Below are 25,304 nucleotides of genomic sequence, written 5' to 3'. Positions count from 1 at the left end.
TAGTCCCGCTCGTGCTGGAGCGCGGTGTGGAACATGCACTGCGTCGACATGACCCGGCCGGTGCGGATCTCGTCGGCGGTGCGGTTGGACATCAGGTCCTGCGGTCCTGCGACCCCTGAGGCCCCGCGGAGGGACGTCAGGCCGTCAGGACATCAGGACGAGGCAGGGGACATCAGGAGGAGGCAGGACGTCAGCGGACGTTGCCCATGAGCTGCTTGACCTTGCCGCGGTACATGAAGATCGCGACACCGGCAGCCACCGCGAGCGTCGCCTCCAGGGCCACCACCCCGGTGCCGTTGAGCTCCACACCGGCCAGTGAGAGCAGCCCCGTGGTGCAGTCGCCCGCGGTGACGGCGAGGAACCAGACACCCATCATCTGGCTCGCGTACTTCGCCGGAGCCATCTTCGTCGTGACCGACAGGCCGACCGGCGAGAGCGTCAGCTCGGCGACGGTCTGGATGAAGTAGATCGCGACCAGCCACATCGCGGCGGCCTTGTGGCCGTCACCCGCGATGGTCAGCGGCATCAGGAAGACGAAGAACGAGGCACCGACCAGGACGAGGCCGGAGCTGAACTTCACGATCGTGCTCGGTTCCTTGCCGCGCCGGTTCAGCGCCAGCCAGAAGGTGGCGAAGACCGGGGCGAGCGCCATGATCAGGACCGGGTTGACCGACTGGTACCAGGAGACCGGGAAGTCCCAGCCGAAGACGCTGTTGTCGGCCGAGGACTCGGCGAAGATCGCCAGCGTCGAACCGCCCTGGTCGTAGATCATCCAGAAGATGGCGGCGGCCACGAAGAACCAGATGTAGCCGGACATCTTCGACTGCTCGGTCTCGCTGAGCTCCTTGTCCCGCTTGATGCGGACCAGGACCATCACCGGGATGACGAGACCGGCGATGGTGATCGGGACCAGCAGCCAGTTCAGCGTGTAGACGCCGGTGACGACCGTGCCGATGTAGAAGACGGCCGCGACACCGAGCCAGATCATCGACTTGCGCAGGGTCGAGGCGCGCTCGTCCTTGGAGAGCGGCTTCGGGACGATCAGGCTGCGCTCGTTCAGGTGGCGGGTGCCGATGAGGAACTGGAGCACACCCAGGCCCATACCGACCGCCGCGAGGGCGAAGCCGAGGTGCCAGTTGACGTTCTCACCGATGGTGCCGATCACCAGGGGCGCCGCGAAGGCACCCATGTTGATGCCCATGTAGAAGATCGTGAAGCCACCGTCGCGGCGCGGGTCGTCCGGGCCGTCGTAGAGGTGGCCCACCATCGTCGAGATGTTGGACTTCAGCAGGCCCGATCCGATGGCCACGAGGCCCAGACCGGCGAAGAACGTGCCCTCGGAGGGCAGGGCCAGGGTCAGGTGGCCGAGCATGATGACCCCGCCGGCGATGGCGACGGTCTTGCGCGGGCCCCAGACCCGGTCGCCGAACCAGCCGCCGGGCATGGCGAGCAGGTACACCAGCGACAGGTAGACCGAGTAGATCGCGGTCGCCGTGGCGGGTTTCATGTCGAGCCCGCCGGGCGCGATCAGGTAGAGCGGGAGCAGTGCCCTCATGCCGTAGTAGCTGAAGCGCTCCCACATCTCCGTCATGAAGAGTGTGGCCAGGCCGCGGGGGTGGCCGAAGAAGGTCTTCTCGCCGGAACTGGACGAGTCCTTCGTCAGGCTGGACGCCATGGTCGATCCTTGCTGGTCGGGACGCGCTCGCCTCGTGAGCGGTGCGCGCCCGGTGGGGGGCAGCCGGCACCGGCGCGGCCGCACCCCATCCCCACGCCTGAGGGGGACTCGCCCCGGGGCCGGGCTCCGGTCGGAGCGTTCGGCGGCGGGGCGGGGAGGTACCACGTCGGGATCCACGCCCGTCGCGCATCCTTGACGCTCCGGGCCCGGCTCACAGGTCATTCACTCAAAAACGGGCCGGCGTGAACCGGCCCGACCCACAGAAGCTACCTCTGGCGCTCATGGCGGCCCAAAGGTCCTTGAGTAGTGCAACAGGCGCCGGGACACCATACGACACGACACAGTGGCATATGGAAGGACTTGAGACATGGATCACAGGTGGTAATGGAACCAGGCTCCCATATTCAAAGGTCCGTGTCCTGATTATGGCGCTGACCCGCAGGTGGCGACGCGGACCTCACTGTGGACGCCCCGGCCGGACTACCATCAGTCCATGACCCGTGTACTGCTCGCCGAGGACGACGCATCCATCTCGGAGCCGCTGGCCCGCGCACTGCGTCGGGAGGGTTACGAGGTCGAGGTCCGCCAGGACGGCCCGACGGCGCTGGACGCCGGACTCCAGGGCGGTATCGACCTCGTGGTCCTCGACCTGGGGCTGCCCGGGATGGACGGCCTCGAAGTCGCCCGCCGCCTGCGCGCCGACGGCCACACCGTGCCGATCCTGGTGCTGACGGCCCGCGCCGACGAGGTCGACACGGTGGTCGGCCTGGACGCCGGCGCCGACGACTACGTCACCAAGCCCTTCCGCCTCGCCGAGCTGCTCGCCCGGGTCCGCGCCCTGCTCCGCCGCGGCGCCACCGAGCCCGTCGCGCAGCCCGCCACCCACGGCGTCCGGATCGACGTCGAGTCGCACCGGGCCTGGATGGGCGAGGACGAACTCCAGCTCACCGCCAAGGAGTTCGACCTGCTGCGGGTTCTGGTGCGGGACGCCGGCCGGGTCGTCACCCGCGACCAGCTGATGCGCGAGGTCTGGGACACCACCTGGTGGTCCTCCACCAAGACGCTCGACATGCACATCTCCTGGCTCCGCAAGAAGCTCGGCGACGACGCGGCCAACCCGCGCTACATCGCCACCGTCCGGGGCGTCGGCTTCCGGTTCGAGAAGAGCTGACGTACGAAGCCCCTATGCCCCTTGACGACGCACAGCCCATCGGCGGCGGACAGCCCCCCGCCGGTGACGACGCACCACGACCGAACCGGCTGCCGTGCGCCGCCGGCTGATCAACTCCACGCTCGCCGTGGTGCTCGTGGTCATCTCCGTCTTCGGCGTCTCCCTGGTCATCGTGGAGACGCGCACCATCAGCGCCAGCGCCCAGGAGAGCGTCGAATCCGAGGCGCTGCGGCTGATCAGCGTGGTCGACAGCCGCCTGCTGGGCGACGAAGTGATCAACTCCGGCGTGCTCTCCGAGCAGATCGACCGCTCCCGGTTCGCGCTGATCGAGATCCCCGGCCGGGCACCCATCACCGTCGGTGAACGCCCCACCGGCAGCGTCCTGCGCGCCACCGAGACCGGTGAGCAGGGCGAGAAGGTCACCATCGAGGAGTCCCGCTCGGCCGTCACCCGCGAGGTGGGGCGAACCCTCCTGATCATCGGCGCGGTGGCGCTGCTCGCGATCATCTCGGCCGTGCTCCTCGCCGTACGCCAGGCCAACCGGCTCGCCTCCCCGCTCACCGACCTCGCCGAGACCGCCGAACGCCTCGGCTCCGGCGACCCCCGTCCGCGCCACAAGCGGTACGGGGTGCCCGAGCTGGACCGGGTCGCCGATGTCCTGGACGCCTCCGCCGAGCGGATCGCCCGGATGCTCACCGCCGAACGGCGGCTGGCGGCGGACGCCTCGCACCAGCTGCGTACGCCGCTCACCGCGCTCTCCATGCGGATCGAGGAGATCTCGGTGACCGACGACCCGCAGACGGTGAAGGAGGAGGCGAACATCGCCCTCACCCAGGTCGAGCGCCTCACCGACGTCGTCGAGCGGCTGCTGACCAACTCCCGGGACCCGAGCACCGGCTCCGCCGTCGTCTTCGACCTGGACGAGGTCATCAAGCAGCAGATCGAGGAGTGGCGCCCCGCCTACCGCTCCACCGGCCGCGCGCTGGTCCGCTCGGGCAAGCACGGACTGCGGGCGGTCGGCACCCCGGGCGCGGTCGCCCAGGTCCTGGCGGCGCTGATCGAGAACTCCCTCATGCACGGCGGCGGCACCGTCGCCCTGCGCACCCGCGTCACCGGCAACCAGGTGGTCATCGAGGTCACCGACGAGGGCCCCGGCGTCCCGGCCGAGCTGGGGGCGCGGATCTTCGAGCGGACGATCAGCGGCCGCAACTCCACCGGGATCGGCCTGGCCGTCGCCCGGGACCTCGCGGAGGCGGACGGCGGCCGGCTGGAACTGCTCCAGCAGCACCCGGCGGTCTTCGCGCTCTTCCTCAGCCGCATCCCGCTGGACCGCAAGGACCCGCAGCGCCCGGTGCGCTGAGCACGGAAAGGGCCGAAAGGCGTCAGTTCCGTACGGGGCCGGGCTCTACCGCCTCCGCCGGCTGCCTCTGCTCCAGAAACCGTTCCGCATCGAGGACGGCCTCCTTGGCGGGAAGGGTCTTGAAGACCCAGGTCCGGTAGGACCAGAAACGGAACAGGGTCGCGATCCCGATGCCGACGATCTTGAAGACGTTGCTCTGGACCGGGGTGTTCCAGCCGAAGCCGTACGTCGCCAGGTACAGCACCCCGTTCTCGATCACCGCGCCCGCCGCGCTGAACAGCAGGAAGAGGGTCAGCTCACGGGTGCGGCCGGTCTTGTCGCGGTCCCGGTAGGTCCAGTAGCGGAAGCCCACGTAGTTGAAGAGGATCGCGACGAAGGTCGCCAGGAGGCTCGCCCGGACCACCGGAAGATCCGTGGTGTGCCGGATCAGGTTGAAGGCGGCGATGTTGACCAGCAGGCCCATCGCACCGACCGCGCCGAACTTGGCGACCTCCCGGGCCAGCAGATCAAGCCGGGTCCGCAGTGCGCCCCGTTCGCTCATGGTGATCGCTCAGTCCGTCCGTTCGATGGCGTCGACGGTTCCGTCAACCTCGCCATGCTATCCAGCCCTCCAGGGTGATGCTCCGCTGAAGCCCGGGAGGCCGCCGGGGGCGGCACCCGGACGGCGTCCCGGCGGCCCCGGCGCGCCCGATACCCTGGAGACGTGACGTTCCCGGTAGTCGGCATGGTCGGCGGCGGTCAGCTCGCCCGTATGACCCACGAGGCGGGTATCCCCCTCGGCCTGAAATTCAAGCTCCTCAGTGACACGCCCCAGGACTCGGCGGCCCAGGTGGTAGGCGAGGTCGTCATCGGCGACTATCGCGACCTGGAGACGCTGCGCGCCTTCGCGCGCGGCTGCGACGTGATCACCTTCGACCACGAGCACGTGCCGACCGAGCACCTGCGGGCCCTGGAGGCGGACGGCATCCCCGTGCGCCCCGGCCCCGACGCCCTCGTGCACGCGCAGGACAAGGGGGTGATGCGGGCCAGGCTCGCGGAGATCGGCGCGCCCTGCCCCCGTAACCGCATCGTGGGCGACCCGGCCGACGCCGCCGCGTTCGCCGAGGAGGTCGGGGGCTTCCCGGTCATCCTCAAGACCGTGCGCGGCGGGTACGACGGCAAGGGCGTGTGGGTGGTCCGCTCCGAGGCGGACGCGGCCGAGCCGTTCCGCGCCGGGGTCCCGGTCCTCGCGGAGGAGAAGGTCGACTTCGTACGGGAGCTGGCGGCCAACATCGTCCGCTCGCCGCACGGACAGGCCGTCGCCTACCCGGTGGTGGAGTCCGTCCAGGTCGACGGCGTCTGCGACACGGTGATCGCCCCGGCCCCCGATCTGGCCGAGGAGCTGGCGGGCGAGGCCCAGCAGCTCGCGCTCCGCATCGCCGCCGAGCTGGACGTCGTCGGCCACCTGGCGGTCGAGCTGTTCGAGACCCGCGACGGCCGCATCCTCGTCAACGAGCTGGCCATGCGCCCCCACAACTCGGGCCACTGGACCCAGGACGGCGCGATCACCTCCCAGTTCGCCAACCACGTACGGGCGGTCCTCGACCTCCCCCTCGGCGACCCGCGCCCGCGCGCCCCCTGGACGGTCATGTGCAACGTCCTGGGCGGCGACTACCCGGACATGTACCAGGCGTACCTGCACTGCATGGCCCGCGACCCGCAGCTCAAGATCCACATGTACGGCAAGGACGTGAAGCCCGGCCGCAAGGTCGGCCACGTCAACACCTACGGCGACGACCTGGCGGACGTGCGGGAGCGCGCCCGGCACGCGGCCGACTACCTGCGAGGAACGATCACCGAATGACTTCCCCCTCCGCACCGGCCGCCCCCGTGATCGGCATCGTCATGGGCTCGGACTCCGACTGGCCCGTCATGGAGGCCGCGGCCAAGGCGCTCGACGAGTTCGAGATCCCGTACGAGGTCGACGTCGTCTCCGCCCACCGCATGCCGCGCGAGATGATCGCGTACGGCGAGGACGCGGCGGGACGCGGTCTGAAGGCGATCATCGCGGGCGCGGGCGGCGCGGCCCACCTGCCCGGGATGCTGGCCTCCGTCACCCCGCTGCCGGTCATCGGCGTGCCGGTGCCGCTGAAGTACCTGGACGGGATGGACAGCCTGCTCTCCATCGTCCAGATGCCCGCCGGGGTCCCCGTCGCCACGGTCTCGGTCGGCGGCGCGCGCAACGCGGGCCTGCTGGCCGCCCGCATCCTGGCCGCGCACGACCCCGTCCTCCACGAGCGGATGGGCGAGTTCCTCCAGGAGCTGAACGCCCAGGCCACCGAGAAGGGCAAGCGGCTGCGGGCCAAGGTCCAGGGCTCCGACTCCTTCGGCTTCGGAAAGTAGGGGCCCGCCGTGGACCACCTCGCCCGCGCGCACGAACTCCTCGCCGTCCACCCCGTCGTCGACGGCCACAACGACCTCCCCTGGGCCCTGCGCGAGCAGGTCGGCTACGACCTGGACGCCCGGGACATCGCCGCCGACCAGCGCGGCCTGCTCCACACCGACCTGAACCGGCTGCGGGCCGGCGGGGTCGGCGGCCAGTTCTGGTCGGTGTACGTGCGCACCGACCTGACCGGCGACGCGGCGGTCAGCGCCACGCTCGAACAGATCGACATCGTCGCCGAGCTGATCGCCCGCTACCCCACCCACCTGCGGCGCGCGTTCACCGCCGACGACCTGGAGAAGGCCCGCGCCGAGGGGCGCATCGCCTCCCTGATGGGCGCCGAGGGCGGCCACTCCATCAACAACTCGCTGGGCACCCTGCGAGCCCTGCACACCCTGGGCGTCCGCTACATGACGCTCACCCACAACGACAACATCGACTGGGCCGACAGCGCCACCGACCTGCGCCGCCTCGGCGGCCTCTCCGCCTTCGGCCACGAGGTCGTCCGCGAGATGAACCGCATCGGCATGCTGGTCGACCTCTCGCACGTCTCGGACGGCGTCATGCGCGACGCGCTCGCCACCAGCACCGCGCCGGTGATCTTCTCGCACTCCTCGGCCCGTGCCGTCTGCGACCACCCGCGCAACATCCCCGACGACGTGCTGGCCGCGCTCCCGGCCAACGGCGGCGTCGCGATGGCGACCTTCGTCCCGAAGTTCGTGCTGCCCGCCGCCGTCGAGTGGACGCTCGCCGCCGACCGCAACATGCGCGAGCACGGCCTGCACCACCTGGACACCACCCCGCAGGCGATGCGCATCCACGAGGACTTCGAGGCGGCCCACCCCCGCCCCCAGGCCACGGTGGCGACCATCGCGGACCACCTCGACCACATGCGCGAGGTCGCGGGCGTCGACCACATCGGCATCGGCGGCGACTACGACGGCACGGCGTTCACCCCGAGCGGCCTGGAGGACGTCTCCGGCTACCCGAACCTGATCGCCGAGCTGCTGCGCCGCCGCTGGTCCGAGGGCGACCTCGCCAAGCTGACCTGGCGCAACGCCGTACGGGTGCTGCGCGACGCGGAAGCCGTCGCCCGCGCCGAGCAGAGCACGCGCGGCCCGTCCCACGCGACCATCACGGAGCTGGACGGGCGGGGAATCCGCTAGGAGGTGGCTGACCGTTCGGCGTCGCCCGCCCGCGCCGCATCGTCAGACACCCGCTGAGGGGCCGGGCGCCGCGAACGGTCCCCCCGGTCCGAAGGCGAGCGCCCCGAAGCGCTCGCCCATGCGGCGGTGGGCGGCGGCGTCCGGGTGGAGCCGGTCGGGCAGCGGCAGCTCGGCGGCGTCGGCCTCGCCGTACAGTTCGCGCCCGTCCAGGTGGTGCAGCCCCGGGTCGTCGGCCGCGCGCAGCGCCACGATCCGGGCGAGCTCCTCCCGTACGACCCGCAGGGTCAGCTTCCCGAGGGCCGCCTCCGAGGGGTCCCCCAGCGCCGTGAACCGCACCTTCCCGTCGCTCAGCTCCGGGGCGGCCGGGCCGGGGGTGTCCTCGTGCGCGGGGCACAGGACGGGCGAGACGACCAGCAGGGGCGTCGTGGGGTGCCCCTCCCGCACGGTGTCGAGGAACCCGTGCACGGCCGGGCCGAAGGCGCGCAGCCGCATCAGGTCCAGGTTGACGAGATTGATGCCGATCTTGACGCTGATCAGGTCGGCCGGGGTGTCCCGCAGGGCGCGCGCGGTGAACGGATCGAGCAGGGCGCTGCCGCCGAGCCCGAGGTTGACCAGCTCCACGCCCCCCGCGGCGGCGGCGAGGGCCGGCCAGACGGTGGCGGAGCTGTCCGCGGCGGACCCCTGGCTGATCGAACTGCCGTGGTGCAGCCACACCCGCCGCCCGCCCGGCTCCACGGCGGTGACGGGGGCGTCGGTGCGCAGGCCGGTCAGCTCGGTGGTCTCGGTGTACGGCAGCCAGATCTCGACGACCTTCTCCCGTCCGGGCAGCCCGTCGAACCGGACGGTGCCGACCGGCCCGGGGACCCTCTCCCGGGAGCCGTCGTCCAGGTCCACCAGCAGCAGGTCACCCCCGCCCGCGGTGGCCCGGCCGGCCGGCTCCCCGTCGACGTGCAGGTCGTAGGCGCCGTCCGGGCGGGGCGGGAAGCCCCGGTAGCCCAGGACCGTGCGCAGGACGTCCAGCTCGACGGCGGTGGCCCGGGTGCGGAACACCAGCCGTACGCCGGAGGGCTGCGACTCCGCCTGGGCACCCTGTTCGTCGCCGCCGAACTGGGCCCGTGCGCGGGCGGGCAGGCGGTGGGGGAGGAGGCCGCCGCGCGCGGTGCGTTCCAGGTCGAGCGCGCCGCGCAGGAGGTCGTCGGTGAGGGGGGTGGTGATCCAGCCGTACGAGTCGGTCATGGTCTGAGCCTGCCCGCGAACGGTCCGGTCCCAGCCTGCCCACGGCGAAACGGACGACGGCCACCCCGCCCCGCCGGACGACGGCCACCCCGCCCCGCCGGGCGGCGGACGCTCAGGCCCTGGGGCGCCCCATCGCCCGGTACGTCCACCCGGCCTCGCGCCACACCGCACTGTCCAGGGCGTTGCGCCCGTCCAGGATGATCCGGCGGGACACCGCCTCACCCAGCTCCGCCGGGTCCAGCTCGCGGAACTCGCGCCACTCCGTCAGGTGCAGCACCACATCCGCGCCGCGCACGGCCTCCAGCGCGGAGTCGGCGTAACCGAGCGTCGGGAACAGCTGCCGGGCGTTGGCCATCCCCTTCGGGTCGAAGACGGTCACCTGGCCGCCCTGGAGGTGGATCTGCCCGGCGACGTTGAGCGCGGGGGAGTCGCGTACGTCGTCGGAGTCCGGCTTGAACGCGGCGCCCAGGACACCCACCCGGGTGCCGAGGAACGAGCCGCCGCCCACGGCCTCCCGGGCCAGCTCGACCATGTGGCCGCGGCGGCGCATGTTGATGGAGTCGACCTCGCGGAGGAAGGTGAGGGCCTGGTCCGCGCCCAGCTCGCCGGCGCGCGCCATGAAGGCCCGGATGTCCTTGGGCAGGCAGCCGCCGCCGAAGCCGATCCCGGCCCGCAGGAACTTCTTCCCGATGCGGTCGTCGTACCCGATGGCCTCGGCGAGCTTCACGACGTCCCCGTCGGCGGCCTCGCAGACCTCGGCCATGGCGTTGATGAAGGAGATCTTGGTGGCGAGGAAGGAGTTGGCGGAGGTCTTCACCAGCTCGGCGGTCGGGAAGTCCGTCACGACGAAGGGCGATCCCTCCCCGACCGGTCCGGCGTACACCTCGCGCAGCAGCTTCTCGGCCCGCTCGCTCCCGACGCCGACGACGATCCGGTCGGGGTGCAGGGTGTCGTCGACGGCGAAGCCCTCGCGCAGGAACTCCGGGTTCCACGCCAGCTCGGCCTCGGCGCCCGCCGGGGCCAGCTCCGCGAGGCGGGCGGCGAGGCGGGCGGCGGAGCCGACGGGGACGGTCGACTTGCCGACGACCAGGGCGGGGCGGGTGAGGTGCGGGGCGAGCGAATCGAAGGCGCTGTCGACGTAGCTCATGTCGCAGGCGTACTCGCCGTGCTTCTGCGGAGTGTTCACACAGACGAAGTGGACGTCACCGAAGGCGCCGACCTCCTCCCAGGAGGTGGTGAAGCGCAGCCGCCCGGTGGAGCCCTCGATGCCGTCGACATGCTTGCGCAGCATCTCCTCGAGACCCGGCTCGTACATCGGCACGCGCCCGGTGGAGAGCAGCTCGATCTTCTCCGGTACGACGTCGAGCCCGAGGACCTCGAACCCCAGCTCGGCCATGGCCGCCGCATGGGTGGCGCCGAGATAGCCGGTGCCGATCACAGTGATCCTGAGGGCCATGGGTGCTCCTGGGAGGTACGGACGGACGTGCGGACCGAGCATAGTCGCGGAGAGGAACCCCGGATCCGCCGCCCGATCTGCCGCTTTCCTCCGGTTCTGCCCGACCCCTGTCACCAAGCTCACGTGCCGCTCTCGTATGCCCTCGGCCGGCTTCCGCACTAAAATTGGGTTACTTAACGGTAGTTAGCATCTGGGGAGTGAGCGTCTTGGCGGGTTCGACCGATTTCGACCTGTACCGTCCGGCCGAGGAGCACGACATGCTCCGGGAGGCCATCCGTTCGCTGGCCGAGTCGAAGATCGCCCCCTTCGCCGCCGCGGTCGACGAGGAGAGCCGCTTCCCGCAGGAGGCGCTGGACGCCCTGGTCGCCTCGGACCTGCACGCCGTCCACGTCCCGGAGGAGTACGGCGGCGCCGGCGCCGACGCGCTCGCCACGGTCATCGTGATCGAGGAGGTGGCCCGCGCCTGCGCCTCCTCCTCCCTGATCCCGGCCGTCAACAAGCTCGGCTCGCTCCCGGTGATCCTCTCCGGCTCCGAGGAGCTGAAGCGCAAGTACCTGCGCCCACTCGCCAAGGGCGACGCGATGTTCTCGTACGCGCTCTCCGAGCCGGACGCCGGTTCGGACGCGGCGGGCATGAAGACCAAGGCCGTGCGCGACGGCGACTTCTGGGTCCTGGACGGCGTGAAGCGCTGGATCACCAACGCGGGCGTCTCCGAGTTCTACACGGTCATGGCGGTCACCGACCCGACCAAGCGCTCCAAGGGCATCTCGGCCTTCGTCGTCGAGAAGTCCGACGAGGGTGTCTCCTTCGGCGCCCCGGAGAAGAAGCTCGGCATCAAGGGCTCCCCGACCCGCGAGGTCTACCTCGACAACGTCCGCATCCCCGCGGACCGGATGATCGGCGAGGAGGGTACGGGCTTCGCCACCGCGATGAAGACCCTGGACCACACCCGCATCACCATCGCGGCCCAGGCCCTCGGCATCGCCCAGGGCGCGCTGGACTACGCCAAGGGGTACGTCCAGGAGCGCAAGCAGTTCGGCAAGCCGATCGCCGACTTCCAGGGCGTCCAGTTCATGCTCGCCGACATGGCGATGAAGCTGGAGGCGGCCCGCCAGCTCACCTACTCGGCCGCCGCCAAGTCCGAGCGCGTCGACGGCGACCTCACCTTCTTCGGCGCCGCGGCCAAGTGCTTCGCCTCCGACGTGGCCATGGAGGTCACCACGGACGCGGTCCAGCTGCTGGGCGGCTACGGCTACACGCGGGACTACCCGGTGGAGCGCATGATGCGCGACGCCAAGATCACGCAGATCTACGAGGGCACGAACCAGGTCCAGCGCATCGTCATGGCCCGCAACCTGCCGTAACGGCTCCCGCCGTCACCGCGGCCCCCGGCACCACGCCGGGGGCCGTACGCATGTCTCCGGCAGGTGCCCCCGGCCCTACGCCGTGCGGGCCAGGTCGTCCGGAGTGACCGGCTCCGCGAACGGCAGCCCCCGCACGTACCGCGCCACCTCCTCCAGCGCGAACTGACCCATCCGGTGGATCTCGTCGCCGAGCGACCCCGCCACATGCGGGGTCAGCAGGACGTTCTCCAGGTCGTACAGCGGGGACCCGGCCGGTGGAACCTCCGGCTCCGTCACGTCCAGCACCGCGTTCAGCCGCCCCGACACCAGCTCGGGCAGCAGCGCCTCCCCGTCGACCAGCGAACCGCGCGAGGTGTTGATCAGGGTGGCGCCGTCCGCCATCGCCGCCAGCTGCGCGGCCCCGATCAGGTGCCGGGTCGCGGGCAGCTCCGGCGCGTGCACCGAGACGATCCGGCTGCGCGCGCACAGCTCGTCCAGACCCACCTTCTCCGCGCCGAGCAGGGCCGCCGCCCCCGCGTCCACGTACGGGTCGAAGAGCAGGACGTCCAGGTCGAACGGGCGCAGCAGCTCGATCACCCGGCGGCCGATCCGTGAGGCGCCCACGATCCCCACACGGTGCCGGTAGTTGCCGTGCCCGTCCAGCTCCGCGCGCCAGTCGTGCGGGGCGCGCAGCCGCCGGTAGCGGTGGGCGGCGGGCAGCACGTTCTTGCCGGCGAACAGGATCGCGGCCAGCGTGTACTCGGCGACCGGCAGCGCGTTGGCCCCGGCCGCCGAGGTCACCTGGATGCCCCGCTCCCAGCAGGCCGGGGTGATGTGGTGCTTGACGCTTCCGGCCGCGTGCACGACGGCGCGCAGCCGGGGCGCGGCGGCCAGCACGTCCGGGGTGAGCGGGGGCGCCCCCCAGCAGGTGATGAGCAGCTCCGCCCCGGCGAGCGCGGCCGCGACCCGGGGCGCCGGATCGGTCAGCCGGTGCGCGACCAGCGCCGGGTCGGTGTCCACGAGCGCGGTGAGCCGCGCCCGCTGCCCGGCGGTGAACAGCCGCTCCGCGGTGCCCGGACCCATGGCGAGGAGGGCGGCGGGGGTGGTGGTCATTTGAGGCTCCCTGCGGTCAGTCCGGCCTTCCAGTGCCGTTGGAGCACGACGAAGGCGATGATCAGTGGGGTGACGGCCAGGAGCGAGCCGGTGACGACCATCGGGTAGAACGACGGGTCGGCGTTGGCGTTGCTGTGCCAGTTGTAGAGGCCCAGGCTCAGCGGGTAGAGGTCCTTGTCCGAGAGCATCACCAGCGGGAGGAAGAAGTTGTTCCAGACCGCGGTGAACTGGAAGAGGAAGACCGTCACGAAGCCGGGCATGACCATGCGCAGACCGACCGACCAGAAGGTCCGCAGCTCACCGGCCCCGTCGATCCGGGCGGCCTCCAGGACCTCGTCGGGGATGTAGCCCGCGCTGAAGACCCGCGAGAGGTACACGCCGAACGGGTTGACCAGCGCCGGGATCAGCACCGCCCAGTAGGTGTTGACGGTGCCGGTCTCCACGGCCAGCAGGTACAGCGGCAGGGCCAGGGCCGTGGAGGGCAGCAGCACCCCCAGCAGCACCAGGGCGAACAGCTTCTCCTTGCCCCGGAAGCGGTACTTGTCGAAGGCGTACCCGGCGGCGACGCTGATCAGCGAGCAGCCCAGCGCCCCGATGCCCGCGTACAGCAGCGAGTTGCCGTACCAGCGGAAGTAGATGCCGCCCTGGTAGGCCGTCAGCTCCGACAGGTTGTGCGCGAGGTCGAACCCCTCGAAGGAGAGGACGTCCCCGCCCAGCAGGTTCCCGGCGTCCTTGGTGGCCGCCGTGAGCAGCCAGACCAGCGGGAAGAGCGTGTAGAGGGCGGCGATCAGGAGCACGCCGTTGACCGCGGTCTTCGACAGCCACCGGTTGCCGGTCATGACCGTGCCTCCTTCCGGTGGGTGAAGCGGGTGACGGCGAAGGAGAGCACGGCGGCGACCAGGGCGATGAGGACGGAGGCGGCGGCCGCCAGTCCGTAGTCGTTGCGCTCGAACGCGGCGCTGTAGGCGTACATGTTCGGGGTCCAGGTGCTCGTCACCGCGGAGCCCGAGCCGCGGCTGAGGATCAGGGGCTCGGTGAACAGCTGGAGCGAGCCGATGATCGTGAAGAGCAGGACCATCACCAGCGAGGAGCGGATCAGGGGGAGCTTGATGGAGAACGCGATCCGCCACTGGCCCGCGCCGTCCACGGTCGCGGCCTCCAGCAGCGAGCGGTCCACGGCCTGCAACGCGGCGTAGAAGATCACCACGTTGTAGCCGAGCCACTCCCACAGGGCGATGTTCACGACGGAGGGGAGCGTGCCCCGGGAGGAGAAGAAGTCGAAGCCGATCCCGCCCGCCTCCATCGCGGCGACCACCGGGGAGAGCTGAGGGGTGTAGAGGTAGATCCAGATCAGTGCGGCGATCAGACCGGGGATGGCGTGCGGCAGGAACAGCGCCAGCTGGAAGAAGCGGCGGGCGCGGGCCAGCGCGGTGTCCAGCAGCAGGGCCAGGACGATCGCGCCGCCGCCCATCAGCGGGATGTAGAGGGCGCAGTAGCCGAGCAGCACCCAGAAGCCCTCGCGGAACGCCTGGTCGCCCAGGGCGGCCGCGTAGTTGCCGAGCCCGTCGAAGACGGTACGCGGACCGTCGAAGCCGAGGCCGGAGTGCTTCTCGGTGAAGAGGCTCAGCCAGAGCGCGTAGCCGACCGGGACGATCATCGCCACGGTGAACAGGGCGAAGAAGGGGGCGAGGAGGGTGCCCGCCGCCAGCCGGGTGCGGGCGCGTGAGCCGAGCTCCTTCGAGGGGCGCCCCCTGCCGTCGCCGCTCATGAGGGGTCCTCCACCTTCAGGCCGCGCTTGCGCAGGTCGGCGACCGTGGCGTCATGGGCCCGCCTGATCGCCTCCGGCAGCGTCGAGGAGCCGCCGACCACCTCGCCCAGCGCGTCGCCCAGCGCGGAGTTGGTGGCGCCGGGGCTCGGGCCCCACACCCAGTCCGGCCCGATGGACGCGCCCGCCTCCTCGAAGAGCCCGTACAGGTCCTGGCCCCCGTAGAAGCTCGTGTCGAAGGCCTTCCTGGCGATCGGCACCATGGCGGGGGAGGCGGGCAGGGCGCTCGATGTGCTCGCCCCGATCCGGGCGTTGATCGCGTCCTCGTGCGTCGACATCCACAGGGCGAACTCGACGGCGGCCGCGGTCCTGGGGCTCCCCTTGCTGACGGCGAACGTCGAGCCGCCGATCATCCCGCTGGCCGGCCGGTCCGCCTCCCAGCCCGGCAGCCGCACCGCCGCCCACCGGCCCTTCTGCTCGGGCACGATGCCCGCCAGCACGCCCGCGCCCCAGGAGGCCCCGAGATAGCCGACGGTGGTGCCCTGCTTGAGGGAGCCGGTCCACTCGGGGCTGAACGAGGAGGCGGTGGAGACGAGCCCGTCGTCGATCAGGCCCTGCCAGTACGCGGCGGTGCGGGAGGAGGCGGGGTCGGTGGTGTGGACGCGCCAGGCGTCGGTGTCGGCCCGGAACCACTGCGCGCCCGCCTGCCACGCCATGGCCTGGAAGAACGTCGGGTCGTCGGGGAAGAAGGTGGCGATCCTGGTCTTCGGCCGGGCCTTCCTCACCTGCTCGGCCGCCTCCCGGAAGCCGTCCCAGGTGGTGGGCGGGGTGATGCCGTGCTCGGTGAAGAAGTCCTTGCGGTAGTAGAAGACCTGGGGTGCCGCGTCGAAGGGGATCGCCCAGTTCCTGCCGCCGAGCGTGGTCATCTCGATGGTCTGCGGCAGGAACTTCCTCTTGATGTCCTCGGTCAGATAGCCGCTGATGTCCTGGAGCGAGCCCTGGCTGACGAAGGCGGACAGCTGCGGATACTCGATGGAGAGCAGGTCGGGGGCGATGCCCGCCTTCACCGCGTTGGCGATCTTCGGGTAGCCGCCGAGACCGCCGGACGGTATCTCCTCGAACTCCACCTTGATCGTGTCGTGGGTCGCGTTGAACGCTTCCACGACCTCCTGCGACCCCTTGGTCCAGGCCCAGAAGGACACGGTCACCGGGGAGTCGGCGGTACCCCGGGCGCGGGAGTCGTCGTCGGCGCCGCCGCACGCCGTGACGACGGCGAGGGCGGTGGCGGCGCCGACCAGCGCATGGACGGAACGGGACCAACTGCGGCTCACGGTGTGGCTCCTGTACGACGGTACGGGCGGTAGCCGCGATGTTTCGACCCCTCCTGAGCGAAGTCAAGAGCGAAAGATTGAATGAGCGAATAATGATCGAATGGGGGAGGGGCGAAAAGGGAGGGAACGCGGTCAGACCGCCGCGAGGCGGTCGGCCTCCTCCACCCCCGGCCGCCCGCACGACCCCCGCACCCGCAGCGCCGGCAGCAGCGCCACCCGGCGCCGGGGCCGGGCCTCCTCGCCCCCCGGGTACCGGTGCCCGGACAACCGCTCCACCAGCAGCTCCGCCGCGCACCGCCCGACCTCCCGCTTGGGCGGGGCCACCGCGCTGAGCGGAGTGTCGGCGAGCGCGGCGACCTCGTCGTCGTACGTGATCAGCGCCAGGTCGCCGGGGACCCGCACCCCCAGCTCGGCCAGGCGGCGCACCATGCGGATGGCGTCCTCGTCGTTGTGCATCAGCACCGAGCTCGCCCGCCCCTCGCGCACCGCGTCCCGCACGGCCAGCGCCGAGCGCTCGAAGAGGGCCGGGTCGCGGTCGGCGGAGACGGCGGCGACCAGCGGCTCGGTGCCCGCGAGCCCCAGGGCCTCCAGCGCCCGCCCGTAACCGGCGCGCACCGCCCGCGCGGTCGGGCTGTCCGTCCGCGCGACCAGCATCGGCGTCCCGTGCCCCAGGCGCACCAGATGCCGTACGGCGAGGAGCACCCCGTGCGCGTGGTCGGAGCCGACCCGGTCCAGCCCCTCCAGCGGACCGCCAAGCTCCCCTTCGCGCTCCACCAGCACCTTCTCGACCGGCAGCCGGGTGATCCAGTCGCTGTAGCGCCCCGCGTGCTCCGGCTCCGTCCAGCTCGGCGCCAGCAGCAGCCCCTGCGCCCCGGCCGCCAGCAGCCCGGCGACGTGCGCGGCGTCGTCCTCGGGGCGGTAGTCGGTGACGCGCAGGATCAGCCGGGCGCCGAGCCGGGCGGCCGCCTCGTGGGCGCCCCGGATGACCTCGGCGAAGTAGTACGCGGCCGCCGGGGCGAGCATCCCGATCACCGGCCCGCCGCCCACCGGCGTACCGGCCGGGCCCCGGTCGGCCGGCCAGGACACCGCACCGTGCGTCCGCACCAGCAGCCCCCTGGAGGCCAGCGCCTCCACATCGCGCCGGGCGGTGACCACGGAGACGCCGAGGCGTCCGGCCAGCTCCGACACCCGTACGGTGCCGCGCTCGCGGACCAGGTTCAGCAGCCGGTCATGTCGTTCGGCTCCGCCTTCGCGCACGGTGACAGCCCCCCTTGAGCAGAATGATCGAACCATGGGTGATGGCCGATCATTCGATCACAGGGGCGCCGAACAGGGGAGGGCCTTGCGCGGGCCGATGGAGGGAGCCTCGTGCGGGCCGATGAGCAGAGCCCCCGCGGACCGACGGACCCCGACCGCGCATCGCGGCCGACGCGCCCACGGGCCGTAACGTACTGACGGGCCGCAACGCCCCCATGGGCCGCGACGCCCCCACGGGCCGTAACGCGCCCACGGGCCGCAACGCGGCTACTGCGGACCGTACTTACGTCCCGTACGCGAGGTGACCCCGCCCAGCAGGCCGCGCGGCGTCACCTTCACCAGCCCCATCAGCGCCTTGTAGCGCGGGTCCGGGATCGACACAGGCTTGCCCCGTGCCAGATCCGTCAGCGCCGAGGCCACCAGCTTGTCCGCGTCCAGCCACATCCACCCCGGGATGTTGCCGGTGCCCATCCCGGCCCGCTCGTGGAACTCCGTACGGACGAAGCCGGGGCACAGCGCCATCAGCCGCACCCCCGATCCGGCCAGGTCCTTCGCCGCTCCCTGGGTGAACTGCACGACCCACGCCTTGGACGCCCCGTACGTACCGCGCGGCACGAACGCCGCGACGGACGCCACGTTGATCACCCCGCCCCGGCCGCGCTCCTTCATGCTCGCGGCGGCGGCCGAGGTCAGCCGGAGCACCGCCTCGCAGTGCACCTTCAGCATCGTCAGCTCATCGGCCATGGACACTTCCAGGTAGCGCCCCTTGTTGCCGAACCCGGCGTTGTTGACCAGCAGATCGACCGGGTGCGTGCGGTCCGCGAGCCGCTTCTCGACGGCCTCGATCCCGGCGTCCGTGGACAGGTCGGCGCTCAGCACCTCGGCCTCGATGCCGTGCCGGTCGTGCAGTTCGGTGGCCTGGTCGCGCAGCCGGGCGGTGTCCCGGGCCACCAGCACCAGGTTGTGCCCCTGGCTCGCGAGCCGTCGCGCGAAGGCCGCCCCGATACCCGCCGTCGCGCCCGTGATCAGTGCAGTCGTCATACGCGGCACGTTAGTGCCCCGTGCGCGGGGCGCGGTCACCGCCCGCCGCCACGTACTCCCGCGCCCTGCGCAGCGCCTCGGGGTGCAGGGCCGACGCGGCGGCCAGCAGGGACGGCAGCAGGGTGCGTTCGGTGGTGACGGCCCGGAACTGCAGGGCCGCGGTGACCTCGTGGTCCGGCCGGTGCACGATCGCGACGGGGTCCCCGGCCCGGATCGTGCCCGGCTCGATCACCCGCAGATAGGCACCGGTGGCCGCCTCCCGGGTGAAGCGCCGGACCCACCTCTCCTCCCCGATGTGGTCGGCGAACGTCTGGCACGGGATGCGCCCGGAGGTCACCTCCAGCAGCAGTCCGGCCCCCACCCGCCAGCGCTCACCGATCAGCGCGCCGCTCACGTCGACCCCGAGGGTGGTCAGGTTCTCGCCGAACGCCCCGTTCGCCAGCTTCCGGCCGTCCAGCTCCCGCTCCCAGGCGTCCAGCTCCTCCCGGGCGAAGGCGTACACGGCCTGGTCGCTGCCGCCGTGGTGGCGCAGGTCGCAGACCGCGTCCCCGGCGAGCCCGCTGCCGCCGGTCCCCTTGGCACCGGGGTCACTGACCCGCACGGGCCCCTCGAACGGCCGCTTGTCGATCCCGGTCAGACCGCCGGGACCACCGGCGGACGGCAGAGGGGTGGGGCGGCCGACATTCACGCTCAGCAATTCCATGCGGGTCACGCTAATGGCTCAGCACTCAAAGGGGCACATCATTAATTCGCCTCTCACCCAAGCGTCTCTTATGGTGGAGAGGTGATCGAAGCCCGCCACCTCCGCGTCCTGCGCGCCGTCTCCGCCACCGGTTCGTTCTCCGCCGCCGCCCGCGAACTCGGCTGCACCCAGCCCGCGGTGAGCCAGCAGATGAAGGCCCTGGAGTCCTCCGCCGGCACCCCCCTGCTGATCCGCACCGGGCGCGAGATGCGTCTCACCCAGGCGGGCGAGGCGCTGGTGCGGCACGCCTCCGGCATCCTCGCGGGGCTGACGGCGGCCGAGGAGGAGGTCGCCGCCATCGCCGGGCTGCGGGCCGGGCGGGTCCGGCTCGTCTCCTTCCCCAGCGGCAGCTCCACCCTGGTCCCCGGCGCTCTGGCGGCCCTGCGCGCCGAGCACCCCGGGACGCGGGTCTCGCTGGTCGAGGCCGAGCCGCCGCGCTCGGTGGACCTGCTGCGCGACGGCGACTGCGACATCGCGCTGGCCTTCCGGTACGGAACCTCCGGCGGCGAATGGGACGACCTGGTGGTCCGGCCGCTCCTCACCGACCGGCTGATCGGCCTGGTGCCGGACGGGCACCGGCTGGCGGACGCGTCGAGCGTGTCCGTCGGTGAGCTGGCGGACGAGTCGTGGATCGCGGGGTGCCCGCGCTGCCGCCGTCAGCTGGTGGAGGTCTGCGAGGAGTCCGGCTTCACCCCCCGGATCGACTTCGCCACCGACGACTACCCGGCGGTGATGGGCCTGGTGGGGGCGGGGCTCGGTGTGGCGGTCCTGCCGGAGCTGGCCGTCGAGTCGGTGCGGCCCAAGGGGGCGAGGACCGTCCCGGTGGAGCCCGCGATCGAGCGGGAGATCGTGGCGCTCACCCTGCCGGACCTGGCCCGGGTCCCGGCCGTGGCGGCCACCCTGGACCAGCTGTCCCGGGCGGCGGCCCGCTGAGGACACCCGCGCGGCGGTCGGAGGGGGTGGCGGGCGGTGCTGGGGAAACGTTTCTGCGTTGGTGGGGGCCGAACGGGTGTCAGGTCGGACGGGAGCCGGTGGTGGCGGTGGTGGCACCTGAGGGGGCCGCGGTGATCAGCCGGGTCCTGGCCCGGCCCATGAGCTCTTCGCGCTCGTCCTCGGTCAGGCCGCCCCACACCCCATAGGGCTCCCGTACGGCCAGGGCGTGGGCCGCGCATTCGGCGCGTACGGGACACCGCATGCACACCTCCTTGGCGGAGGTCTCACGAGCGCTGCGGGCGGCGCCGCGCTCGCCTTCGGGGTGGAAGAACAGGGAGCTGTCGACGCCTCGGCAGGCGGCGAGCAGCTGCCAGTCCCACAGGTCTGCGTTGGGTCCGGGAAGGCGGGAGAAATCTGCCATTGCTTGTCCCCTCGAAGCCGTGCTGCGTCGGAAGCGGCATCCTCGACCGCCGGTGAACCGGCGATCCGTATTCGGTGATCGTCTCTTCGGTGACCTGACTCTCGACCGTACATCTGCGGTGCTAGTAGATGTAAATATGACTGTTTGCGAATCTAGCCATAGACACCCTTAAAAGGGAAGAAATCTCGCCCAATAGGGCACGTCGGGGAGTGAAGATTCGGTTGACGGGTGAATCACCCGCGTCGTTCTCCTCCGTGTGCGAGCCCTCACGTAGAGTGCCGAACCCGAAGGTCCGACCCGTAACTCTTTCGAGTGACCGTCGTTAAGAGGGTGGATGCGGTTGACGGAGAACGAGCTCGGGCACATGTCCGAAGGGGTCAACCGCACAGGTGACGACTTGTATCAGCCTGGAGGCTCAAGGTGACGCGCATCAGCTGCGGAGGACGGTCATGACATCCGTGCTCGTCTGCGACGACTCCCCGCTTGCCCGAGAAGCGCTCCGTCGCGCGGTGGCCACCGTGCCCGGTGTCGAGCGCGTGACCACGGCGGCCAACGGCGAGGAGGTCCTCCGCCGCTGGGGGGCCGATCGTTCGGATCTGATTCTCATGGACGTACGCATGCCCGGACTCGGGGGGGTGGAGACAGTCCGGCGGCTGCTTTCCGCGGATCCCGGGGCCCGGATCATCATGCTGACCGTCGCCGAGGACCTGGACGGGGTCGCTCTCGCGGTCGCCGCCGGTGCCCGCGGCTATCTGCACAAGGACGCCTCGCGCGCCGAGCTGCGGGCCACCGTCACGCAGGCGCTGGCCGACCCGACGTGGCGGCTCGCCCCGCGCCGGCTGCGGTCCGCCGAGATGGGGGCGGCCCCCACGCTCACCGCGCGGGAGATCCAGGTGCTCGAAGGCATGAGCCACGGCCGCTCCAACGCGGAGATCGGCCGTGAGCTGTTCCTCTCCGAGGACACGGTCAAGACCCACGCCAGGCGGCTGTTCAAGAAGCTCGGGGCCTCGGACCGCGCCCATGCGGTGGCCCTGGGATTCCGCTGGGGGCTGGTCCGCTGACGCCCGGCCCGGACCGCCCCCGTCCGCAGACCGGCGGACGGGGTGACGGGACGGGTCACCGGTGGCACACCCCCGGATCCGGGCGCCCGCCGACGGCGCCATGTGACGCTTCCCGGCCGATGACGCATCCTTGAGTCGTGGAGTTCCTCAGGAACGATTCGGTCGAGCGGAAGGGGAGGGCGCAGGACATGACATCCGGCGCACCCGCTCATAACGCTTCGGTGCACAACTCGGGACGCGATGGAGCGGACCGTCCGGCATCAGGGCACCATGGTCCGATGCGTGACGACGAAACCACGGTGATCGGTGCCCTCGTGCACCGGGCCGTCGACGGCGACGCGCAGGCCACTCACGATCTGCTGGCTCACGTCCACCCCCTCGCCCTGCGCTACTGCCGCTCCCGGCTCAGCCGCCTGCCCGGTGATGCTCGCCACTTCGTGGAGGACCTCGCGCAGGAGGTCTGCGTCGCCGTGCTCATGGCGCTGCCGCGCTACAAGGACACGGGCAGGCCCTTCGAGGCCTTCGTCTTCGCCATCGCCGGCCACAAGGTCGCCGACCTCCAGCGCGCCGCCATGCGTCACCCGGGCTCGACCGCCGTCCCCTCCGACGAGATGCCGGAGCGGCCCGACGACTCCCTCGGCCCGGAGGAGCGCGCCCTGCTCAGCAGCGATGCGGCCTGGGCGAAGAAGCTCCTCGCCAACCTCCCGGAGAGCCAGCGCGAGCTGCTGGTCCTGCGGGTCGCGGTCGGGCTGACCGCCGAGGAGACCGGGCGGATGCTCGGGATGTCCCCGGGCGCGGTCCGGGTCGCCCAGCACCGCGCGCTCAGCAGGCTGCGGGCGCTGGCCGAGCAGTAGGGCGCACCGCGGAGGCTCCCCGTAGGAAGCTACGGAACGCTTCCGTGATCTTGGTCGTGGAATGAGACACCCGTGGAGCCCGTTAGCATGGACATCCGCACCGATCAAGACCATTTGGGGAAGGTGTCATGACTGCAAACGTCGACGGAGTGCCTGAGAAGTTCGCAACGCTCGGGCTGACATACGACGACGTGCTGCTGCTGCCGGGCGCGTCCGAGGTCCTGCCCAACGTGGTCGACACCTCGTCCCTCATCTCGCGCAACGTGCGGGTGAACATCCCCCTGCTGTCGGCGGCCATGGACAAGGTGACCGAGTCCCGGATGGCCATCGCCATGGCCCGTCAGGGGGGCGTCGGCGTGCTGCACCGCAACCTCTCGATCGAGGACCAGGTCAACCAGGTCGACCTGGTCAAGCGGTCCGAGTCCGGGATGGTCACCGACCCGATCACCGTGCACCCCGACGCCACGCTCGGCGAGGCGGACGCGCTCTGCGCGAAGTTCCGCATCAGCGGCGTGCCGGTCACCGACCCGGCGGGCAAGCTCCTCGGCATCGTGACCAACCGCGACATGGCCTTCGAGTCGGACCGCTCGCGCCAGGTGCGCGAGGTCATGACGCCGATGCCGCTCGTCACCGGCAAGGTCGGGATCTCCGGCGTGGAGGCCATGGAGCTGCTGCGCCGCCACAAGATCGAGAAGCTGCCGCTGGTCGACGACGCGGGCATCCTCAAGGGCCTCATCACGGTCAAGGACTTCAAGAAGGCCGAGCAGTACCCGAACGCCGCCAAGGACGCCGAGGGCCGTCTGCTGGTCGGCGCGGCCGTCGGCGCCAGCCCCGAGGCGCTGGACCGCGCCCAGGCGCTCGCCGCCGCCGGGGTCGACTTCCTGATCGTCGACACCTCGCACGGGCACAACAGCAACGCCCTCGACTGGATGGCGAAGATCAAGTCGAGCGTCGCCATAGACGTGATCGGCGGCAACGTCGCCACCCGCGACGGCGCCCAGGCGCTGATCGACGCCGGTGTCGACGGTGTGAAGGTCGGCGTCGGTCCCGGCTCGATCTGTACCACCCGCGTGGTCGCCGGCATCGGCGTCCCGCAGGTCACCGCGATCTACGAGGCCGCGCTCGCCGCGCGCGCCGCGGGCGTGCCGGTCATCGGCGACGGCGGCCTGCAGTACAGCGGCGACATCGGCAAGGCGCTCGCCGCGGGCGCGGACAGCGTGATGCTGGGCAGCCTCCTCGCCGGCTGCGAGGAGTCCCCGGGCGAGCTGATGTTCATCAACGGCAAGCAGTTCAAGTCGTACCGGGGCATGGGCTCGCTGGGCGCCATGCAGTCCCGTGGCCAGGGCCGGTCCTACTCCAAGGACCGCTACTTCCAGGCCGAGGTCTCCTCGGACGACAAGCTCGTTCCCGAGGGCATCGAGGGCCAGGTGCCCTACCGCGGCCCGCTGGCCAACGTCCTCCACCAGCTCGTCGGCGGCCTGCGCCAGACCATGGGCTACGTCGGCGCCGCGTCCGTCGACCAGATGGAGAGCAAGGGCCGCTTCGTGCGGATCACCTCGGCGGGCCTCAAGGAGAGCCACCCGCACGACATCCAGATGACGGTCGAAGCGCCGAACTACAGCAGGAAGTAACGCGCCACGGCGTGTGAGGGACGGACCGGAGTTCCCGGTACCGTCCCTTCGCCACGTGTCGGGGATACTGGTCAGCGCAGACGTAGAGGGAAAGGCCACACATCGTGACTGAGATCGAGATCGGGCGCGGCAAGCGCGGCCGCCGGGCTTACGCATTCGACGACATCGCTGTCGTACCGAGCCGTCGCACCCGGGACCCGAAGGAGGTCTCGATCGCCTGGCAGATCGACGCCTACCGCTTCGAGCTGCCGTTCCTGGCCGCTCCCATGGACTCCGTGGTCTCCCCGCAGCACGCCATCCGCATCGGTGAGCTGGGCGGCCTGGGCGTCCTCAACCTGGAAGGGCTCTGGACCCGGCACGCCGACCCGCAGCCGCTGCTGGACGAGATCGCCGAGATGCCGGTCGACTCCGCGACCCGTCGGCTCCAGGAGATCTACGCCGCCCCCATCCAGGAGGAGCTGATCGGGCAGCGCCTCAAGGAGGTGCGCGACTCCGGTGTCGTCACCGCCGCCGCGCTCTCCCCGCAGCGCACCGCCCAGTTCTCCAAGGCCGTCGTCGACGCCGGGGTGGACATCTTCGTCATCCGCGGTACGACGGTCTCCGCCGAGCACGTCTCGGGCGCGGCCGAGCCGCTCAACCTGAAGCAGTTCATCTACGAGCTGGACGTCCCGGTCATCGTCGGCGGCTGCGCCACGTACACCGCCGCCCTGCACCTGATGCGCACCGGCGCCGCCGGTGTCCTCGTCGGCTTCGGCGGCGGCGCCGCGCACACCACGCGCAACGTCTTCGGCATCCAGGTCCCGATGGCCACCGCCGTCGCGGACGTGGCCGGCGCCCGCCGCGACTACATGGACGAGTCCGGCGGCCGGTACGTGCACGTCATCGCGGACGGCGGCGTCGGCTGGTCCGGCGACCTGCCGAAGGCCATCGCCTGCGGTGCGGACGCCGTGATGATGGGCTCCCCGCTGGCCCGCGCGACGGACGCGCCGGGCCGCGGCCGCCACTGGGGCATGGAGGCCGTCCACGAGGACGTGCCGCGCGGCAAGCTGGTCGACCTCGGTTCGGTCGGGACGACCGAGGAGGTCCTCACCGGTCCGTCGCACACCCCGGACGGCTCGATGAACATCTTCGGCGCCCTGCGCCGCGCGATGGCCACCACCGGCTACAGCGACCTGAAGGAGTTCCAGCGCGTCGAGGTGACGGTGGCGGACTCGCAGCACCGCCGCTGACCCGCTCGTACCCGGACACGGAAGGGGGCCGGGCCCCCCCGGGGGGGGGGGGCCCCGCCCGGGGGGCGGGGGGGGGGGGGGCCCCCCGCGGTGGGGC

At 71.5% G+C, this 25,304-nt stretch carries 23 protein-coding genes; 11 read left to right on the top strand and 12 right to left on the bottom strand.

Going from position 1 to position 25,304, the window contains the following annotated elements:
- Positions 1-190 precede the first annotated feature (190 nt).
- Positions 191-1,675 (bottom strand): oligopeptide:H+ symporter, encoded by a 1,485-nt coding sequence (locus AB0917_RS24505; RefSeq protein WP_366821795.1) that lies wholly within the window; start codon positions 1,673-1,675, stop codon positions 191-193.
- Between the two features lie 493 nt (positions 1,676-2,168).
- Here AB0917_RS24505 and AB0917_RS24500 point away from each other — a divergent pair, with 493 nt between their 5' ends.
- A complete protein-coding gene (locus AB0917_RS24500) occupies positions 2,169-2,846 on the top strand; it encodes a response regulator transcription factor (RefSeq protein WP_366821794.1) in 678 nt (225 codons plus the stop codon).
- A 94-nt stretch (positions 2,847-2,940) separates the two neighbouring features.
- Positions 2,941-4,206 carry an ATP-binding protein gene (locus tag AB0917_RS24495; RefSeq protein WP_366821793.1) on the top strand — a complete coding sequence of 422 codons (1,266 nt, stop codon included), beginning with the start codon at positions 2,941-2,943 and terminating at the stop codon, positions 4,204-4,206.
- A 22-nt stretch (positions 4,207-4,228) separates the two neighbouring features.
- Here AB0917_RS24495 and AB0917_RS24490 read toward each other — a convergent pair whose 3' ends face one another.
- Entirely contained in the window at positions 4,229-4,747 is a 519-nt protein-coding gene (locus AB0917_RS24490) for a GtrA family protein (RefSeq protein WP_366821792.1), read from the bottom strand.
- A gap of 162 nt (positions 4,748-4,909) precedes the next feature.
- Here AB0917_RS24490 and AB0917_RS24485 point away from each other — a divergent pair, with 162 nt between their 5' ends.
- The 3 genes from AB0917_RS24485 to AB0917_RS24475 are packed head-to-tail and all read left to right on the top strand — an operon-like array spanning position 4,910 to position 7,794.
- Positions 4,910-6,049, top strand: coding sequence for a 5-(carboxyamino)imidazole ribonucleotide synthase (locus AB0917_RS24485; RefSeq protein WP_366821791.1), 1,140 nt, complete (start codon positions 4,910-4,912; stop codon positions 6,047-6,049).
- On the top strand, positions 6,046-6,588 hold the full coding sequence (gene purE, locus AB0917_RS24480; RefSeq protein ID WP_366821790.1) for a 5-(carboxyamino)imidazole ribonucleotide mutase: 543 nt from the start codon (positions 6,046-6,048) through the stop codon (positions 6,586-6,588). Before AB0917_RS24485 ends, purE begins: the two co-directional genes overlap by 4 nt.
- Positions 6,589-6,597: 9 nt before the next feature.
- On the top strand, positions 6,598-7,794 hold the full coding sequence (locus AB0917_RS24475) for a dipeptidase (RefSeq protein WP_366821789.1): 1,197 nt from the start codon (positions 6,598-6,600) through the stop codon (positions 7,792-7,794).
- A gap of 42 nt (positions 7,795-7,836) precedes the next feature.
- Here the strand turns inward: AB0917_RS24475 and AB0917_RS24470 are convergent, their stop codons facing one another.
- Positions 7,837-9,030 (bottom strand): GDSL-type esterase/lipase family protein, encoded by a 1,194-nt coding sequence (locus tag AB0917_RS24470; RefSeq protein ID WP_366821788.1) that lies wholly within the window; start codon positions 9,028-9,030, stop codon positions 7,837-7,839.
- Between the two features lie 112 nt (positions 9,031-9,142).
- Positions 9,143-10,486 carry a UDP-glucose/GDP-mannose dehydrogenase family protein gene (locus AB0917_RS24465; protein ID WP_366821787.1) on the bottom strand — a complete coding sequence of 448 codons (1,344 nt, stop codon included), beginning with the start codon at positions 10,484-10,486 and terminating at the stop codon, positions 9,143-9,145.
- A gap of 206 nt (positions 10,487-10,692) precedes the next feature.
- On the opposite strand from AB0917_RS24465, the gene AB0917_RS24460 reads away from it, so the two are divergent.
- Positions 10,693-11,850, top strand: coding sequence for an acyl-CoA dehydrogenase (locus AB0917_RS24460; protein ID WP_366821796.1), 1,158 nt, complete (start codon positions 10,693-10,695; stop codon positions 11,848-11,850).
- Positions 11,851-11,925: 75 nt separating this feature from the next.
- Here the strand turns inward: AB0917_RS24460 and AB0917_RS24455 are convergent, their stop codons facing one another.
- The 7 genes from AB0917_RS24455 to AB0917_RS24425 all read right to left on the bottom strand — a co-directional run bounded on the left by AB0917_RS24455 (position 11,926) and on the right by AB0917_RS24425 (position 19,039).
- Positions 11,926-12,942 (bottom strand): hydroxyacid dehydrogenase, encoded by a 1,017-nt coding sequence (locus AB0917_RS24455; protein WP_366821786.1) that lies wholly within the window; start codon positions 12,940-12,942, stop codon positions 11,926-11,928.
- Positions 12,939-13,781, bottom strand: coding sequence for a carbohydrate ABC transporter permease (locus AB0917_RS24450; RefSeq protein WP_366821785.1), 843 nt, complete (start codon positions 13,779-13,781; stop codon positions 12,939-12,941). Before AB0917_RS24450 ends, AB0917_RS24455 begins: the two co-directional genes overlap by 4 nt.
- Positions 13,778-14,710: a sugar ABC transporter permease gene (locus AB0917_RS24445; RefSeq protein WP_366821783.1), complete on the bottom strand. Its 933-nt coding sequence runs from the start codon at positions 14,708-14,710 to the stop codon at positions 13,778-13,780. The genes AB0917_RS24450 and AB0917_RS24445 overlap by 4 nt, the downstream gene beginning before the upstream one ends.
- On the bottom strand, positions 14,707-16,038 hold the full coding sequence (locus AB0917_RS24440; protein ID WP_366821781.1) for a sugar ABC transporter substrate-binding protein: 1,332 nt from the start codon (positions 16,036-16,038) through the stop codon (positions 14,707-14,709). The genes AB0917_RS24445 and AB0917_RS24440 overlap by 4 nt, the downstream gene beginning before the upstream one ends.
- A gap of 132 nt (positions 16,039-16,170) precedes the next feature.
- Positions 16,171-17,295: a substrate-binding domain-containing protein gene (locus AB0917_RS24435; RefSeq protein WP_366821779.1), complete on the bottom strand. Its 1,125-nt coding sequence runs from the start codon at positions 17,293-17,295 to the stop codon at positions 16,171-16,173.
- A gap of 267 nt (positions 17,296-17,562) precedes the next feature.
- Positions 17,563-18,336, bottom strand: a complete 774-nt coding sequence (locus AB0917_RS24430) for an SDR family oxidoreductase (RefSeq protein WP_366821777.1) — start codon at positions 18,334-18,336, stop codon at positions 17,563-17,565.
- A 10-nt stretch (positions 18,337-18,346) separates the two neighbouring features.
- Positions 18,347-19,039, bottom strand: a complete 693-nt coding sequence (locus AB0917_RS24425) for an MOSC domain-containing protein (protein WP_366821776.1) — start codon at positions 19,037-19,039, stop codon at positions 18,347-18,349.
- Positions 19,040-19,120: 81 nt separating this feature from the next.
- On the opposite strand from AB0917_RS24425, the gene AB0917_RS24420 reads away from it, so the two are divergent.
- Positions 19,121-20,011 carry a LysR family transcriptional regulator gene (locus AB0917_RS24420; RefSeq protein ID WP_366821775.1) on the top strand — a complete coding sequence of 297 codons (891 nt, stop codon included), beginning with the start codon at positions 19,121-19,123 and terminating at the stop codon, positions 20,009-20,011.
- 79 nt (positions 20,012-20,090) lie between these two features.
- Here the strand turns inward: AB0917_RS24420 and AB0917_RS24415 are convergent, their stop codons facing one another.
- Positions 20,091-20,432, bottom strand: coding sequence for a WhiB family transcriptional regulator (locus AB0917_RS24415; RefSeq protein WP_026238029.1), 342 nt, complete (start codon positions 20,430-20,432; stop codon positions 20,091-20,093).
- A gap of 449 nt (positions 20,433-20,881) precedes the next feature.
- On the opposite strand from AB0917_RS24415, the gene AB0917_RS24410 reads away from it, so the two are divergent.
- The 4 genes from AB0917_RS24410 (at position 20,882) to AB0917_RS24395 (ending at position 25,207) form a co-directional block, all read left to right on the top strand.
- Complete coding sequence (locus tag AB0917_RS24410; protein ID WP_003948568.1) at positions 20,882-21,493, top strand: response regulator transcription factor; 612 nt, start codon at positions 20,882-20,884, stop codon at positions 21,491-21,493.
- A 278-nt stretch (positions 21,494-21,771) separates the two neighbouring features.
- Positions 21,772-22,347 (top strand): sigma-70 family RNA polymerase sigma factor, encoded by a 576-nt coding sequence (locus AB0917_RS24405; protein ID WP_161321875.1) that lies wholly within the window; start codon positions 21,772-21,774, stop codon positions 22,345-22,347.
- Between the two features lie 128 nt (positions 22,348-22,475).
- A complete protein-coding gene (gene guaB / locus AB0917_RS24400; RefSeq protein WP_366821774.1) occupies positions 22,476-23,978 on the top strand; it encodes an IMP dehydrogenase in 1,503 nt (500 codons plus the stop codon).
- Between the two features lie 104 nt (positions 23,979-24,082).
- On the top strand, positions 24,083-25,207 hold the full coding sequence (locus tag AB0917_RS24395) for a GuaB3 family IMP dehydrogenase-related protein (RefSeq protein ID WP_366821773.1): 1,125 nt from the start codon (positions 24,083-24,085) through the stop codon (positions 25,205-25,207).
- Positions 25,208-25,304 lie beyond the last annotated feature (97 nt).

The organism is Streptomyces sp. NPDC007346 (genome assembly GCF_040703535.1).
Classification (GTDB): Bacteria; Actinomycetota; Actinomycetes; order Streptomycetales; family Streptomycetaceae; genus Streptomyces.
Note: the sequence above shows the minus strand (reverse complement) of the source record. Positions and strands in the feature narration are given on the sequence as shown.

Coding starts and splice junctions, on each gene's coding strand:
- AB0917_RS24490 (WP_366821792.1), bottom strand. CDS start 4,747: ATGAGCGAACGGGGCGCACTGCGGACCCGGCTTGATCTGCTGGCCCGG.
- AB0917_RS24415 (WP_026238029.1), bottom strand. CDS start 20,432: ATGGCAGATTTCTCCCGCCTTCCCGGACCCAACGCAGACCTGTGGGAC.
- AB0917_RS24425 (WP_366821776.1), bottom strand. CDS start 19,039: ATGGAATTGCTGAGCGTGAATGTCGGCCGCCCCACCCCTCTGCCGTCC.
- purE (WP_366821790.1), top strand. CDS start 6,046: ATGACTTCCCCCTCCGCACCGGCCGCCCCCGTGATCGGCATCGTCATG.
- AB0917_RS24470 (WP_366821788.1), bottom strand. CDS start 9,030: ATGACCGACTCGTACGGCTGGATCACCACCCCCCTCACCGACGACCTC.
- AB0917_RS24430 (WP_366821777.1), bottom strand. CDS start 18,336: ATGACGACTGCACTGATCACGGGCGCGACGGCGGGTATCGGGGCGGCC.
- AB0917_RS24410 (WP_003948568.1), top strand. CDS start 20,882: ATGACATCCGTGCTCGTCTGCGACGACTCCCCGCTTGCCCGAGAAGCG.
- guaB (WP_366821774.1), top strand. CDS start 22,476: ATGACTGCAAACGTCGACGGAGTGCCTGAGAAGTTCGCAACGCTCGGG.
- AB0917_RS24450 (WP_366821785.1), bottom strand. CDS start 13,781: ATGACCGGCAACCGGTGGCTGTCGAAGACCGCGGTCAACGGCGTGCTC.
- AB0917_RS24500 (WP_366821794.1), top strand. CDS start 2,169: ATGACCCGTGTACTGCTCGCCGAGGACGACGCATCCATCTCGGAGCCG.
- AB0917_RS24445 (WP_366821783.1), bottom strand. CDS start 14,710: ATGAGCGGCGACGGCAGGGGGCGCCCCTCGAAGGAGCTCGGCTCACGC.
- AB0917_RS24465 (WP_366821787.1), bottom strand. CDS start 10,486: ATGGCCCTCAGGATCACTGTGATCGGCACCGGCTATCTCGGCGCCACC.
- AB0917_RS24455 (WP_366821786.1), bottom strand. CDS start 12,942: ATGACCACCACCCCCGCCGCCCTCCTCGCCATGGGTCCGGGCACCGCG.
- AB0917_RS24505 (WP_366821795.1), bottom strand. CDS start 1,675: ATGGCGTCCAGCCTGACGAAGGACTCGTCCAGTTCCGGCGAGAAGACC.
- AB0917_RS24405 (WP_161321875.1), top strand. CDS start 21,772: ATGCGTGACGACGAAACCACGGTGATCGGTGCCCTCGTGCACCGGGCC.